Annotated in this window: 12 protein-coding genes and 1 pseudogene; 5 read left to right on the top strand and 8 right to left on the bottom strand. The window is 60.7% G+C overall.

Features of this window, described 5'->3' with window-relative positions; translation table 11 throughout:
* Positions 1–40 precede the first annotated feature (40 nt).
* The 5 genes and pseudogenes from B0G69_RS18185 to B0G69_RS18160 all read right to left on the bottom strand — a co-directional run bounded on the left by B0G69_RS18185 (position 41) and on the right by B0G69_RS18160 (position 4,679).
* The gene (locus tag B0G69_RS18185) at positions 41–535 is read right to left on the bottom strand and encodes a hypothetical protein (RefSeq protein ID WP_121319795.1); all 495 of its coding nucleotides are present in this window, start codon (positions 533–535) and stop codon (positions 41–43) included.
* A 38-nt stretch (positions 536–573) separates the two neighbouring features.
* A pseudogene (locus B0G69_RS18180) lies at positions 574–705 on the bottom strand (cell division/cell wall cluster transcriptional repressor MraZ); the annotation flags it as partial.
* Between the two features lie 2,018 nt (positions 706–2,723).
* The gene (locus B0G69_RS18170; RefSeq protein WP_121319793.1) at positions 2,724–3,242 is read right to left on the bottom strand and encodes a hypothetical protein; all 519 of its coding nucleotides are present in this window, start codon (positions 3,240–3,242) and stop codon (positions 2,724–2,726) included.
* A gap of 221 nt (positions 3,243–3,463) precedes the next feature.
* A complete protein-coding gene (locus B0G69_RS18165) occupies positions 3,464–3,943 on the bottom strand; it encodes a nuclear transport factor 2 family protein (protein WP_121319791.1) in 480 nt (159 codons plus the stop codon).
* A 13-nt stretch (positions 3,944–3,956) separates the two neighbouring features.
* Complete coding sequence (locus B0G69_RS18160; RefSeq protein WP_121319789.1) at positions 3,957–4,679, bottom strand: TetR/AcrR family transcriptional regulator; 723 nt, start codon at positions 4,677–4,679, stop codon at positions 3,957–3,959.
* A 108-nt stretch (positions 4,680–4,787) separates the two neighbouring features.
* Between B0G69_RS18160 and B0G69_RS18155 the strand changes: the two genes are divergently transcribed.
* Positions 4,788–5,438, top strand: a complete 651-nt coding sequence (locus tag B0G69_RS18155; RefSeq protein ID WP_121319787.1) for a YceI family protein — start codon at positions 4,788–4,790, stop codon at positions 5,436–5,438.
* A gap of 83 nt (positions 5,439–5,521) precedes the next feature.
* Here B0G69_RS18155 and tdh read toward each other — a convergent pair whose 3' ends face one another.
* Both tdh and B0G69_RS18145 read right to left on the bottom strand, forming a co-directional pair.
* Entirely contained in the window at positions 5,522–6,553 is a 1,032-nt protein-coding gene (gene tdh / locus B0G69_RS18150) for an L-threonine 3-dehydrogenase (protein WP_121319785.1), read from the bottom strand.
* A gap of 13 nt (positions 6,554–6,566) precedes the next feature.
* Positions 6,567–7,766: a glycine C-acetyltransferase gene (locus B0G69_RS18145; RefSeq protein ID WP_121319784.1), complete on the bottom strand. Its 1,200-nt coding sequence runs from the start codon at positions 7,764–7,766 to the stop codon at positions 6,567–6,569.
* 167 nt (positions 7,767–7,933) lie between these two features.
* On the opposite strand from B0G69_RS18145, the gene B0G69_RS18140 reads away from it, so the two are divergent.
* The 3 genes from B0G69_RS18140 (at position 7,934) to B0G69_RS18130 (ending at position 10,228) form a co-directional block, all read left to right on the top strand.
* Positions 7,934–8,572 carry an XRE family transcriptional regulator gene (locus B0G69_RS18140; protein ID WP_121319783.1) on the top strand — a complete coding sequence of 213 codons (639 nt, stop codon included), beginning with the start codon at positions 7,934–7,936 and terminating at the stop codon, positions 8,570–8,572.
* A 116-nt stretch (positions 8,573–8,688) separates the two neighbouring features.
* Positions 8,689–9,087 (top strand): DUF2471 family protein, encoded by a 399-nt coding sequence (locus B0G69_RS18135; RefSeq protein WP_121319781.1) that lies wholly within the window; start codon positions 8,689–8,691, stop codon positions 9,085–9,087.
* 58 nt (positions 9,088–9,145) lie between these two features.
* Entirely contained in the window at positions 9,146–10,228 is a 1,083-nt protein-coding gene (locus B0G69_RS18130; RefSeq protein ID WP_121319779.1) for a tyrosine-type recombinase/integrase, read from the top strand.
* 51 nt (positions 10,229–10,279) lie between these two features.
* On the opposite strand, the gene B0G69_RS18125 is transcribed toward B0G69_RS18130, so the two are convergent.
* On the bottom strand, positions 10,280–11,506 hold the full coding sequence (locus tag B0G69_RS18125) for a DNA-binding protein (protein ID WP_121319777.1): 1,227 nt from the start codon (positions 11,504–11,506) through the stop codon (positions 10,280–10,282).
* Positions 11,507–13,581: 2,075 nt separating this feature from the next.
* On the opposite strand from B0G69_RS18125, the gene B0G69_RS18120 reads away from it, so the two are divergent.
* Complete coding sequence (locus B0G69_RS18120) at positions 13,582–14,931, top strand: replication initiation protein (protein ID WP_121319775.1); 1,350 nt, start codon at positions 13,582–13,584, stop codon at positions 14,929–14,931.
* The last annotated feature ends 42 nt before the right edge of the window (positions 14,932–14,973 follow it).

Below are 14,973 nucleotides of genomic sequence, written 5' to 3'. Positions count from 1 at the left end.
GTGATCGACGATCCTCGAAAGCCCAGCTCTGCTGGGCTTTTTACTTCAGGACGGCCCGTATCACGTCGCGCACGAGCGTCCAGACCGTAGCGCGCACTGCTGGGCGGGCGGCGAGCTCGCCCATGCCCATTCGCGAGCTTGCGCGGGCAGGTTGCGGTGCCGGCTCGCTCACGATGCCAAGACGCATTTTCTGTGCGGCCGGATTGGCGTGGTGTTCGTTGGCCAGCCTGTCGCGCTCATACTCGACGATCGCGAGATACTTCGCGCCCGCGCCGCGCTCGCCATCCTCGAGCCCCTTAGCATCCCGCACAATCATCTCGTTGAAGCGTTCCGTAAAGGCCAACGCCTTGGCCGGTTCCCGCCGGACAGTCAGGTCAAGGAACGTTATCCAGTAGCTCTCGGTCATGTCGCGCACGCTCTGATGGCTCTTAGCAGCCGCTGCCTGAAGATCCGGGCTCTGTTCGCGCATGGCGCGGATGTCCGCGTCGAGCAGGTCGCCGAGCGCGGTCGCGTAATCGTTGTAGGTTGCCTTCATGATTTGGTCCCCGTTGTAATGTGGTTTTCTTACTCAAATCAGAACGTCAAATTCTTCAATGCCTCCGGCATGCCCTGCGACCTCGCCGCCTGTTCGCGGGCAGCGTGGATTTTCGCATCCCACAGCTCGATATGGCTACCCATGCCGAGCAACATGACCTCTTTTTCCAACGATACCGCCCACCGCCTGGCGCAACTCCGGCGATATCTGCATCCGCTTCCGCCTGCTTGCTCTTGTGCAAGGTCAAAGCCGAGATGCCCTGTCGCGCGGCCGGCTGCCGCTCGGTGAGGCCCAAAGTCTCGCGAATGAGCTTCAGCCAGCCGCGCACCCGATCAAACCTTTACTCTCCTGTACGGTGAGCCGTTCCAGGAGACCATTCGAGATATCAATTGGTGAGCGGCACCCGGGTCCGGTCTTCACTCTCCATACGGTGAGTCGTCTCGGGAGGCCATGCGCGACTGTCAATCGGTGAGCGCGCCGCACCCGATCAAACCTTCCCCCGCCGGTACGGTGAGCCATTCCAGGAGGTCGTTCGCAAGAGGCAGTCGATGACTGCACGGGAATCAGGCGCAGCCGATAGGTATGGTGAGGAGTTCCAGGAGAATCTCTTAGCACAATCTGATAGAGCGAAGAATGCCGGGCTGAGCAATCCCAAGAAATGCTCCTCAGTTGGGAATGGTGAGCTGAACATAAAGCGCGTTTTCTCTCACCCATACGGTGAGAGAATCCAGGAGATGCTCATCATCTGCGAACTGTACGTTGTATCTGACACGGGCCTTCCCTCACACGCACGGTGAGCAATTCCAGGAGGTGCCCGGCAGCTGCGAATGGTGCGCTGGATCTGACACGGGCCTTCACTCACACGCACGGTGAGCACTTCCGGGAGGTGCCCGGCAGCTGCGAATGGTGCGCGGGATCTGACACGGGCCTTCACTCACACGCACGGTGAGCACTTCCGGGAGGTGCCCGGCAGCTGCGAACGGTGCGCGGGATCTGACACGGGCCTTCACTCACACGCACGGTGAGCACTTCCGGGAGGTGCCCGGCAGCTGCGAACGGTGCGCGGGATCTGACACGGGCCTTCACTCACACGCACGGTGAGCACTTCCGGGAGGTGCCCGGCAGCTGCGAACGGTGCGCGGGATCTGACACGGGCCTTCACTCACACGCACGGTGAGCAATTCCAGGAGGTGCCCGGCAGCTGCGAACGGTGCGCTGGATCTGACACGGGCCTTCACTCACACGCACGGTGAGCAATTCCAGGAGGTGCCCGGCAGCTGCGAACGGTGCGCTGGATCTGACACGGGCCTTCACTCACACGCACGGTGAGCAATTCCAGGAGGTGCCCGGCAGCTGCGAACGGTGTGCTGGATCTGACACGGGCCTTCACTCACACGCACGGTGAGCAATTCCAGGAGGCGCCCGGCAGCTCCGAACGGTGCGCTGGATCTGACACGGGCCTTCACTCACACGCACGGTGAGCAATTCCAGGAGGTGCCCGGCAGCTGCGAACGGTGTGCTGGATCTGACACGGGCCTTCACTCACACGCACGGTGAGCAATTCCAGGAGGCGCCCGGCAGCTCCGAACGGTGCGCTGGATCTGACACGGGCCTTCACTTAAATGTACGGTGAGCAATTCCAGGAGGTGCCCGGCAGCTCCGAACGGTGCGCTGGATCTGACACGGGCCTTCACTTACGTGTACGGTGAGCAATTCCAGGAGGTGCCCGGCAGCTCCGAACGGTGCGCTGGATCTGACACGGGCCTTCACTTACGTGTACGGTGAGCAATTCCAGGAGGTGCCCGGCAGCTCCGAACGGTGCGCTGGATCTGACACGGGCCTTCACTTACGTGTACGGTGAGCAATTCCAGAAGGTGCGGACGCCGGAAACTAAACGGAAAAATTAGTTTCAATTGTTTCAACAACGTTGGCCTAAGCCAAATGTTTGGTGGTAATCATGCTCGACTTCGCGCCTATTTGAGATCGCTGCTTTGATTCATAGGAGGCCAAAAATTCCGGCCGAATAAGGGAAGTCGCAACTGTCTTTCGGATAACCAGGTAAATGACGTGCACAAATCCGCTGTTCTTCAACACCACATGCCCGCCCAGCAAGGCAAGTCGCAACTTTATTGCCAAAAATATATGACTTCCCGCAAGTCGCAACTTTTTTGACAACGCTCACCGTCGCTCAGAACTTCAACTTCACCTGAAACCCGATCGTAAACGGCAGATTGTCCGAAGGAATCGGCGGAATTACGATGAAGTTCGCGCCGACGCGTTTGTATTCGACCATCACGATCGGTGCGACCACCGGTCCGATCGTGTGATTGCGGCCCAAGCCCCAATTGCCGTAGTTATAGCCGGAGATGATCCCCGCCATCGCCGCGAGCCGCACAATGCCCCAATGCGCGAACTCCGGCGCCCAGACGCCGCCACCATAGTACGAGGGCCGGCGCAGCGAGTTACGAAAGCCGCCGGCGGTCAGCGCCCATTGATTGTTGAGCCAGCATTCGACGCCGAGGCCCGGATTGAACTGTTCGAAATCGGTATTCGGATCGGGGTTGATGTGATACGAGCCGAGCATGGCGTCGACCCATATGCCGCCCTCGCACCAGTTGCCGGCCTGCGCGGCGGATGCCGCCGCCAGGCTCGCGATGAGCGCCACTGCAGTACGTCGGATGTTCTTCTTGATCTGCCGAAAATGCATGTCCTCTCCGCCACCGGTCGAGCGCCGGTGTCATCTATGTTCTGGCTATGAGTTTGCCGCCCGTCGCGCACTGTACCTCAACCCGCACACGCGATGTTGAGGCTGCGCTCGGACGTGCGGGCACAAGACCTGCCCACAGCCTGGAACCGCAACGATAACGGAGAACCGATGGCAAAGCGGTGAATGCGTGCCCACATCCACCGCCATTCTGGATGGCGGGTCTAGAGCCCGAGGTCCGACAAGCCCGGATGATCGTCAGGACGGCGCCCGAGCGGCCAGCGATACAGACGGTCGGCTTCGCGGATGGGCAGGTCGTTGATGCTGGCATGACGGCGCGCCATCAGTCCATGCTCGTCGAACTCCCAATTCTCGTTGCCGTACGAGCGGAACCAGTTGTTCGAATCGTCGTGCCATTCGTAGGCAAAGCGCACCGCGATACGGTTATCGGTGAATGCCCACAGTTCCTTGATCAGCCGGTAGTCGAGCTCCCTCGCCCATTTGCGGCGCAACAGGCCGACGATCTCCGCGCGGCCATGCGTGAACTCGGCGCGATTGCGCCAGATGCTGTCCGGCGTGTACGCGAGCGATACGCGCTCGGGATCGCGCGTATTCCAGCCGTCTTCCGCAGCGCGCACTTTCTGAATCGCGGTTTCGCGCGTGAACGGTGGCAGCGGCGGGCGGGTTTCGATGGAGTCGGCCATGATGTTTCCTCGGTCAGGTTGCAGCGCGCCGGGATGGCGGTCGCCGGTTCGCGCAAGGGCTTGTGGATTTGCCTGGCGAAGCGCCTGTGACGGTGCCAGTGGACGCGGCGGGTTCACTGGCGGATGGCTTGGCCTCGGCGTCGAGCAAGGTCTGGGCTGCGCTGCGCGCGTCGAGCGCGGCGCCGGCCTCGCCGCTCACCAGCGCCACGGCGATTGCACCATCGAGCAGAAGCAGCCACTGACGCGACAATCGCGCGGCGCGCCGCGCATCCATGTCTGACTCTGCGGCGAATTCATCACATTGGGTCCGCACGAAATCGAGCAGACGTTCCTTGTGTTTGCGCGCGACGACCCGGATCGGATCTTCCGCCGACGCAATCTCACCGGCCGCATTCAGAAACGCGCAGCCATGAAAATCGTCCGACGCAAACCATTCGCGCAGCACCTCGAACATACCGAGCAGACGTTTGCGCGCACTTTTGCCGCGCCGCTGTGTGCCAGCGATAAACCAGTTCATCCAGCGTTCGTCGCGCCGTTCGAGCGCGGCCGCGACGAGTGCATCTTTCGATTCGAAATGCGTGTAGAAGCTTTTGCGCGCCGTTCCGGACTGCTTGACGATCGCGTCCACGCCGGTTGCGTGGATGCCGCCGGCGTAGATCAACGCTTCGGCGGCATCCAGCAAACGCTCGCGCGCACTGCCGGGCACGGCTGCTTCAGTGAGAGTGTCGGTAGCCATGAACGAAGAGTAGAACGATCATTCTCCCTCGTCAAGTTTTTGCCGGTTCCGGCAGGTAGATACGCTAGCTGCTATCGTGATGACGATCGGTTACCCGGAACGAACTTCATGAACCCATCACCTGTCCGCACCATGCTGACGCGTGTGCTGCTGGCCGCCACGCTGTTGACGGCAGTCGCCTGCACGCCGGTGCAGGTCCTCACGCACTCGGTCAGCCAGAACGAGGCGCGCGTGCCGGCCGGCCGCTACGAGATCGACCCGGACCATACCAGCATCACGTTCGACATCGACCACTTCAAATACTCGCGCTTTACGATACGCTTCGATCGCAAGCAGGGGCAGCTCGACTGGAACGAGGGCGGGCTCGAACGGAGCACGGCGTCGGTGACGATCGACGCGGCGAGCATCGATACGAACGTGCCGCTGCTCGACAAGATGGTGAAGGGCCCCGACATGCTCGACGTCGCACGCAATCCGGCGATTCGCTTTGCGAGCACGCACTTCCAGCGCACCGGCGAATCGCGCGGCACACTGAGCGGCGATCTGACGATTCGCGGCGTCACGCAACCGGTCACGCTCGAGGTCACGTTCAACGGTTTTGCGCCCGATCCGTTGACGAAGAAAGACACACTCGGCTTCTCGGCAGAAGGCCGTTTCAGCCGCGCGAAGTTCGGTTTGTCGACGTGGTACCCGGCCGTCGGCGACGATATTCATGTGCGCATTCAGGCGGAGTTCGTGAAAACGCCCGCAGGCGGCTGAGCGCGATGCGGGCGTTGGGTTGGACGTTGTTTTGGCTGTTCGGCGGGTTTATTCGCACCTGGTCATATAGTTAAAGCATCAACTCACGCAGCCGTCCAGTCGAGTATCACCTTGCCGCTCTCGCCGGAAAGCATCGTGGCAAAGGCCTGCTGATAATCGTCCACCTTGAAACGGTGCGTGAGGATCGGCGACAGATCCAGGCCGCTTTGCAGCATCGCGACCATCTTGTACCAGGTCTCGAACATTTCACGCCCGTAAATGCCCTTGATTTCAAGGCCTTTGAAGATCACCTGAGTCCAGTCGATCGCGGTCTGCGCGGGCGGAATGCCGAGCAACGCGATCTTGCCGCCGTGATTCATCGCTTCGAGCATGCTGGTGAACGCGTTCGGCACGCCGGACATTTCCAGGCCGACGTCGAAACCTTCGGTCATATGCAGATCGGCCATCACGTCACGCAGCGATTCGCGCGACACGTTCACCGCGCGCGTCGCGCCCATCTTGCGGGCGAGTTCGAGGCGATAGTCGTTGATGTCGGTGATCACGACATTGCGCGCGCCGACGTGTTTCGCGATCGCCACCGCCATGATGCCGATCGGACCCGCCCCGGTAATCAGCACGTCTTCGCCGACCAGATTGAACGACAGCGCGGTGTGCGTCGCATTGCCGAACGGATCGAAAATCGCCGCGAGATCGTCGGAAATTTCAGGCGGAATCTTGAACGCGTTGAATGCCGGGATGACGAGGTATTCGGCGAACGCGCCTTCACGATTCACGCCGACGCCGACCGTATTGCGACACAAATGCCGACGCCCCGCGCGGCAGTTGCGGCAGAAACCGCATGTGATATGTCCTTCGCCCGACACGCGATCGCCGATCGCAAAGCCGCGCACTTCCTGTCCCATCTCGACGATTTCGCCGACATATTCGTGACCGACGTGCATCGGCACCGGAATGGTTTTTTGCGCCCAGTCGTCCCACTTCCAGATGTGAATATCGGTGCCGCAAATCGCGGTGCGCGTGATGCGGATCATGACGTCGTTGTGGCCGACTTCGGGTTTCTCGACGTCGGTGAGCGTGAGGCCGGGCGCGCGTTCGAGTTTTGCCAATGCTTTCATATGCGCCTCCGTTTCAGATCACACCCAGTTCACGGCCGACGCGCGCGAAGGCATCGACGGCCCGGTCGATCTGCTCGGGCGTGTGAGCGGCGCTCATCTGCGTGCGGATGCGCGCGCGCCCCTTGGGCACCACCGGGAACGAGAAGCCGATCACGTAGACGCCTTCCTTCAACAGCGCGTCGGCCATTTTCGAAGCGAGTTGCGCCTCGCCGAGCATCACGGGAATGATCGGATGTTCGCCCGGCACGAGCGTGAAGCCGAGCGCGCTCATTTTGCCGCGGAAGTGCGCGCCGTTTTCGCGCACACGTGCGCGCAATTGCGCGCCTTCGTCGCTCGCCAGCAGTTCGAGCACTTTCAGCGACGCGGCGGCGATGCTCGGCGTCAGCGTGTTCGAAAACAGATACGGACGCGAGCGCTGCCGCAGCAACTCCACGATTTCCTTGTGCGCGGCGACATAGCCGCCCGATGCGCCGCCCAATGCTTTGCCGAGTGTGCCGGTGATGATGTCGACACGCGAGAGCACGCCACAATGTTCGGGCGTGCCGCGCCCATGTTCGCCGACGAAACCCACCGCATGCGAATCGTCGACCATGACGAGCGCGCCGTAGCGGTCGGCCAGATCGCAGATGCCGGCGAGGTTGGCGATGATACCGTCCATCGAAAACACACCGTCGGTGGCGATCAGTTTGAAGCGCGCGCCGGCGGCGTCCGCCTCTTTGAGCCGGGCTTCGAGATCGGCGAGGTCGTTGTTTTTGTAGCGGAAACGCTTCGCCTTCGAGAGCCGCACGCCGTCGATGATGCTCGCGTGATTCAGCTCGTCGCTGATGATCGCGTCGTTCTCGTCGAGCAGGGTTTCGAACAGACCGCCGTTCGCGTCGAAACAGCTCGAATAGAGAATGCAGTCGTCGGTTTGCAGGAACGCGGCGAGCGCATGTTCCAGTTCCTTGTGCACGGTTTGCGTGCCGCAGATGAAGCGCACCGATGCCATGCCGAAACCGTCCTTGTCCAAACCTTGTTTGGCGGCATCGATCAGCCGGGTGTCGTCGGCGAGGCCGAGGTAGTTGTTCGCGCAGAAATTCAGCACGTCCGTACCGTCGGCAAGACGCACATCGGCCGATTGCGGGCTCGCGATCACGCGCTCGTTCTTGTAAAAGCCATCGGCGCGGATCTGCTCGAGGGTGCCGCGCAAGTGGGCGAGATATTGGTCACGCATGAACCCTTCTCCTGAATGGGATGGTGGCGCCTGCCCGCGTTCGCCTATCCGGCATGGGCGCGGCATGGGCGACGGCGGCGAGACGGCCTGCTATAGTCGGCTGTCAGTTTTATCGGATTTTTTCGTTTTTCCGAACTAAAATCCGGTATATCGAACAACTCTAAACGATGGGTCAGGAAATGGCAAGTTCGGGTAATCGCCGCGCCGCGGCCAGCGCGGCGCCTACGTCAGGCGTGACATCGGTGCCGGCGAGCGCCGCGCCGCCGCGCGTCGGCGAACAGATTCAGCGTCTGCGCGCCGAACGGCGCATGACGCTCGACGATCTGTCGCGCGCGGCCGGCGTGTCGAAATCGATGCTCTCGGAGATCGAGCGCGACAAGGCCAATCCGACGATCGCGGTTGCCTGGCGGCTGACCAATGCGCTCGGCGTCAGTCTCGATTCACTGTTCGCGCCGCCCAAAGCGCCGGAAGCGATCGCGGTCTCCGGTCCGCACGAGATTCCCACGTTGAGCGGGCACGAGGCCAGGTATCAGTTGCGGGTGTGGGGGCCGATCGAGCTGGCCGGCAAGTTCGAATGGTACGAATTGACGCTGCAGCCGGGCGGGGCGTTGGTGTCGAATGCACATGAACCCGGTACGCGCGAGCATTTGACCGTGCTGCACGGCTCGATCGAAATCGAGGCGGCCGGCGCGACGAAACGGCTCAAGGCCGCTGACACCGCGCGCTATGTCGCCGACGAACCGCATGCGATCCGCAATGCCGGCAAGGGCGAAGCGAAAGCATTGCTGGTGGTGATCCACGGCTGATTCAGGCTCACGGTCCGGGCGTCTTGCGGCTAGCAGTTGGCGGATGTGGCCATTCGGCCGAGGTTGCGTCTGACACTGTATATTTGTACAGTACAGGGTATCGACTGGAGCCGATAATGAACAATTTAAGAGCCGACCCTACCGATCAAGCTCTGGCCGCGCTGCGCTACCAAACCGCAGCGCGCGATCTCGAACACATTGTGCGCAATATCGCGGCGCGTTACATCGTCCAGCAGGTGCCGCTCACGTGGCGTTTGCTGCATGCGATCGAAGCCGAGGCGCTGGCCGACCTCGGGTTTGCCAGCCGGCACGACGCGCTCATGCTAGGCCTGTTCCAACGTCCGTCCGACCTGCCTTATCCGGAAACCGATGAGGCCGTGGATTTCGGCACGTCCACCGCGCTACCTGCGGTGTTCGCGTTCGCCGTCAGCGCTTATGAAGAAGCGGCTCGCCACGCAGCGAAGCCGGCGTCGGAAGGGTCCGCGCTGAAACGCTCGCGGCCGTGGGGCGGCTGAAGGCTGCATTTTCGTCGGTTGCCGCCTACAATATGCGCAACTAACGGAAGGATAGCCAATGTCCCCCCCTCATCTGTCCGACCCGGTCCCACGTCCTGCGCCGTCGACTGATCTGTTCGATCAGCAACGCGAAGACTGGCGCCGCGATCCGCAAATCGCCTTCGACGCCTGGCTTGCCAAGCAGCATTTCAGACGTTCCTCCGCAAGTGTCTACCAGGCGCAGTGGGGGCTTTTTCTTGACTGGCTCAGCGCGCGCCAGAAGAGTTTGGTCACGGTCGACACGCCTATGATTGCCGAATTCGTCGCCGGACTCGATGTCCGGAAACCTCAACGAATCCGGTATTTGCGACTGATCGAGCGGGTGCTGGATCACGTGCGCGAAATCGAATCCGCGTCGACCAACCCGGCGCGCTTCATTGCTCAGGATGGCGAGGCAGCGTGGCGAAATGCGCGCGATAACGAGCCGACCGGCTTTCTCACCCATGCCGAACGAACCGCGCTGATCGCGCAATTGTTTGCACCGCTGCCCGATTTATCGACCGCGCAGCGCTGGCGAGAGCGCCGCGATCGCGCGTTGATCGCCGTGTTTCTCGGCGGCGGCTTGAAGACGGGCGAAGCTGCGGTCCTCACGGTTAGTTGCGTGAATATCGGTTCGCCCTGGGTGACCATCGAGTCGGCCAATCCGATGCTCACGCGCCGCACCCGGCTCGCGCCCTTCGCGACCGCGATCCTCGACGCGTGGCTCGCCGAGCGACGTCATACGGAATTGGCCGGCAACCTGGTTTTCCCGGCGGCCCCTTCCGGGCGGCCGATGCATAAGGCCACCATGCTGCGCGCGGTCGACGCGTTGATCGACGGCGCCGGGATCGCCGCGTCGCGGCAGTCGCGCGCCAGTCCGCAAACCTTGCGCAACACTTTTGCGGCAGATCTATTCGAAAGTGGGGTTGAGGCCGAACTGGTCGGCCAATGGCTGGGATTTGTGCAGGCCGTGTCGGCCAACCGGCTGTATCGCGCGTGGCAAACGTGGGTTGACCAGCAGGATTTGCCTGCCGCCGAAGTTCCTGATCCGGCCGCGCCGCCTTTAGCCGCGCCTAGACGTGACGGGCGTTTGACGCGGAAATCGGGAGCCGGCGAGCCCTGAAAATCCTCACCTTTCCGGTCCCGAATTTCCTCACCTTTGGCGTTTTATCCGCTATCGCACCGCGTCGAATCGGCGTGCCGGCGCGGCAGCCGGGTCGCTCGACAAAAAGCGGCTGAGCGCCGCAAGCCTTGATTCGCCGAGTCCCGACGAGTGGTCACATTCCGGGCAAAGCAGCTCGAAGCGGTGATCGACTTGCGATAACTCCGGCTCACCTTCATCGCATTTCGGGCAGCGTTGCGGCAGCATGACATGGCCGTCCGCCGCCGTGCCGATCACGCGCAGCTCGTCGCTGGTGAGCCGGCCCGCTTCGACCAGCGAACAAATCAAGCCACCGATTGCCGCATCGATACCTTGTCGGCCGCGCAACACGGTGACCTCTTTCGTCAAAGCATCGACCTCATCCGATTGCTCGCGCAACTGAGCGTCGAGCCGATCGCCGCGCGCCTTGGCCGCCGCGATTTGCTGAATAAACTCGAATTCCTTGCGACTCGCGTCGCGAACGCCCGATTGATACGTCGCCGCCATGCTGCGGAGCGAATCGAGTTCGACCAGCATCGGCTTGACGCGCCGCTCCGCTTCGGCGACCGCGTCCTTGATCTGTTGCGCATAGTGCTCGGTGCTTTGGCGCAACTCGACATGCAATGCGTCGATCCGGTCACGCAACGTGGCGTTGGTCGCCAGTTCATTATCGAGACGCTGATGGAGCGCTTCGTTTTCCCGCTCGAGTCGACGCACCGTCGACTGCAAGCCTTCCTGGTGAACATTTCCGTGCGTGGTTGCACTGGATAGCTCGGCTTCGAGCGCACGAACACGCTCCCACGCCGCTTCAGCGCGGAGTTCGCTGCGCTTGATCGCCTCGTCCGCTGCATCCCGGCGAATTTCCGCGTCCCGAGCACGTTGCTCGGCGGCCGCGATTTCCGCACGAATTTCTTCGCGTTCGCTGACGAGCGTTGTCTGCGCGTGAGCAATCGCCTCTTCGAACAATGCCCCCAACAGCTCGCCAGCGCGATCTTCCAATGCTTTAGGAATTGCCCCTGCACCGACCTTCACTCGTGACACGTTCCGGATGCGTTCCCAGAAGTGGTCGATGTCCTTCGGGATGTCGCTTGCACTGCCGGTCTGCGTCAGATCGCGAACCGCCGCCATGGATGGGCGTACGCCAAGATCGAAAAAGAGGCGTTTGCATGCATGCAGAGACAAGTCTTGCCGTCGGACGCCTTGAGCACGCATCGTTTCAAGCTCGCCGCGAATAGCTTGTCGTTCCTGGTCCAGATTCATGTCAGCCCTCGATGTCGCTCGAATTGGATGGATCATAACAATTTACGTAACGTTTGCTACCTATTTGTTCAGGGCGTGGGGGTTTTGTTGAATTGACGCGCTTTTGAGCACTACGGAGACCAACTTACTGACGTCTGCTGGTTTTTTCCGTGAAACAAAACGAAGATTAACCAATAAGTCTTTGTATAGAAAGCTTTTTTGCTTACTTTTCGCCGATCGTGCACTGTTTCACGAACCTTTGATGAAGGACGGTGGGGTGAAGGCTTGATCCGGAGGACTCGCGGGTAGAAATTCTAGAGAGTAATAAAAGTAAACACCTTTGAACCCATGTTAAAAACGTTAACGCCACGGCAAAGCCTTAGCTGGCAAGGGTTCCAGCCCGGTAGGGTGAAGCTTTGCGGGAGACGTGGTGAGGTTTTGCGGGAACGTTGGGTGATGGGGTTCGGGGGGCTCGGTGAGCGGGTCCGGGACAGGACGTGAGCGGGTTCGGGAGACCCCGTCAACATGCGGCTGATCAAAGGTGAGATTTTGCAGGACCTGATTGCCGTTGGCAGCCCGATGGCGCTTGAAAAGTCTCTTCCGCGGTGTGTCGGGTCAAAGGTGAGCGCTTTCGGGAGTATCGGCGATGGTGGTTGACGGTCTTATTTGGAGGCCGTCAACCCCATCGGTGAGCGAAGTCAGGAGAAAACGAGAACCGAAGGTGAGACTTTACAGGGCCAAGGGGCATTTTTGCCATAATTTTGTGCATTCCGGGGCGTGAGGTGAGCTTTTGCGGGAGTTCGAAGGCGCTGAGGGCGAAATTTGTTGGCTGCGGCCTCGGGTTGCCGGGTGTTGGAATTGGAGAGGTGAGGAAATTCGGGAGCTAGTGTGCGGCCGGATTTGCTGCTGCCAGAATTGCCTGGTTTTCGCCAAAGGTGAGGCTTTTCGGGAGGAGTCTGAACAGGTTTTTACGGCTGAGGTGAGGAAATACGGGATCAAAATGGCGCCCGCGGCCTGAAAAAGCCCGATGGAAGCCGCGTTCGGCACTGCTGCTTTGCGGCGGTCGAATTTCATTGGTGAGGTTTTTCGGGACCTTTGAGGAGGTGTTTGAAAGGCACTCTTCTGGGCAAGAAATGGTTACAGGTGAGGATATACGGGAGCGCCCATTGGTTTTCTCGCTATTATGTCTAAGCTAAGTCATTGAAATTGTTGAGATATCGGTTGGACCTTTTTAAAGGTGAGGCTTTTCGGGAACATCTCATCGGGATGGGCGAAGCTGCCCGGAAAGCCCAAAGGTGAGGCTTTTCGGGATCATTTTAGAGTGGATTTTGGGCTCGATGCCGCGGGAGCCCGCATCATTCCGAGCGTTCGGGGTGTGCAAAGGTGAGCTTTTTCAGGGGCGCGGCGTGAGCAATGCGTCACGTCCGGACAACGGGCAGTCTTGTCCGTCAATTTCGCCCACCAGTGTTGACGTGATTCGGGTGTCGTCGGCATTGCCGAGAAGCTTTGGCATTTTGATTGGCGCGTCCTCATGGGAAGACAAGGCGATGGTGCGGCACCTCTCGTGCTCGGTGACACGTTGCCGACAGTGCCGCGCGGAAAGCCTGTTGCATTGTCCAACTCGGCTTCAGCGGCGGCAGGCGGTCTGCGAGCGAGATTCACACGGCTTTGTCCTAGGAAACGCTTCAAGCCGCGTCGCAACTCTGCTCGCCGGCTCCACTGAAATCTTCCCGCTGCTTCCCCTCCCCCGCCCACGACATGTTGTGAAGAACCCCGGAGCCTGGTTTCAACATAAGGCCAATTCGAACTGCGAGGCGACGTTGCCCGAAATTCGCGAAATTTTTTATGGTGAGGAGATTCGGGATCGAATGCTCCCCGTTCGTGCACGCTGCGAAAAAAGTGCGAATTTGCGAAGGCCGCGACCCGTAAGGATGGCCCGAACCTGGCGTCAAACGGTTGAGGTGAGGGTTTTCGGGAGCTGCTCGAGGTGAGTTGTGACTCGTAAACTCACTTCACCGGGAACGGTGAGATTCACGCTATAGACGCGCATCACCACAGCCGGTATGCTCTCGCCAAATCCCTCCTCGACCAGACGCATGGCCACGAAGCGCGCGAAGAAGACCGACGTAGTCAGCCCGAGCTCCGCGGAATTGCGCAAAGCCGTCGAGGCGATCGCTATTCAGCCGAAGAGCGGCAAAATCACGCTGCTCACCCGCAAGCTGTTCAACGTGCTCCTCGCCGTGGCTCAGCAAGCCGACGAATCGGGCGACACGTACCGGGCCTTGCTGTCCGACATCGTCGCTAATTCCGCATTCGATTCGAACGACACTGCACTCGTGAAGGAGCACCTGCGGCGCATGGTGTCCGTGCAGGTCGAATGGAGCACGGGCACGTCCAGCCAGAAACCCGGTCGCAAATGGGGCATTTCCACGTTGATCGCCGACGCGGAAATTCTCGAAGACCCCACCACCCGCCGCGTCTGGGTGGAATTCTCTTTCGCGCCGAAGATCAAGAAGAAGCTGCTCGACCCGGTTCAGTATGCGCGTCTAAGTCTGCAATTCCAGAGCCAACTGCGCAGCAGCGCGGGTCTTGCGCTTTATGAGATCTGCGTGCGTTATCTGACCAACCCGAGCCATCTGACGATGCGTGAGACGTGGGAATGGTGGCGCCCTATTCTGTCGGGCACGCCGGACACGGAAGCCGGCGACGAAGCGAAACGCGAATACAAGTACTTCAAGCGCGATTACCTGCGGCCGGCGATTGCTGAAGTCAACGCTGTCACCAATATCTTCGTCGAATTGATCGAGCATCGCGAAGGGCGGCGTGTGGCCGAAATCCAGTTTCGCGTGACCGAGCGCAAGCAGCCAATGCTCGCTCTCGACGAGCATCCGAATGTGTTCGACAGCACGCTGGTCGACCGGATGGTGAAGATCGGCATCCCGCTGAAAGAAGCGCAAACACTGTATGCCGACAGTGAAGAAAACCGTATTCGCGCCGCGTTGCAGATGACCGAGCAACGCATGCGCAGCACGTCGTTGCCGGCTGTGCGCAGCGCGCCCGCGCTGTTCAAGGACGCGTTGAAGAAGGGTTATGCGCCGCCCGTCGAAACATTGCCGTCAGGCAGTGGCGGGAAGGCTGCGGTCGCCGCGCCGGCAGATGATCTCAAAGCGCGATTGCTGGGCGAATATTCGGCGCATCGCCGCAAAGAAGCGTACGAGTTGTACAACGAGCAGGGCGAAGCGGAGCGGGAGATCGCACGGCAGTCGTTTGAGGAAGATGAATTGCCGGGACTCGGGACGCACATGCGTGACGACTGGCGTCGTCGCGGGTTGGATTCGAAGATTGTCGAAACGGCCTTTTTCGATTGGCTCGCACGCAAGACCTGGGGCGAACCGACCGACGGCGACTTGCTCGCCTTTACGCTGAGCCAATCGCGCGCAGCCTGATTCTTTGAAGAGGTAGGCGGCGACGATTGGACGCCGCCCTGC

The sequence above is a fragment of the Paraburkholderia sp. RAU2J genome (genome assembly GCF_003634845.1).
Taxonomy (GTDB): Bacteria; Pseudomonadota; Gammaproteobacteria; order Burkholderiales; family Burkholderiaceae; genus Paraburkholderia; species Paraburkholderia fynbosensis.
The sequence above is the reverse complement of the archived record's forward strand: the minus strand, read 5'-3'. Positions and strand labels throughout refer to the sequence as shown.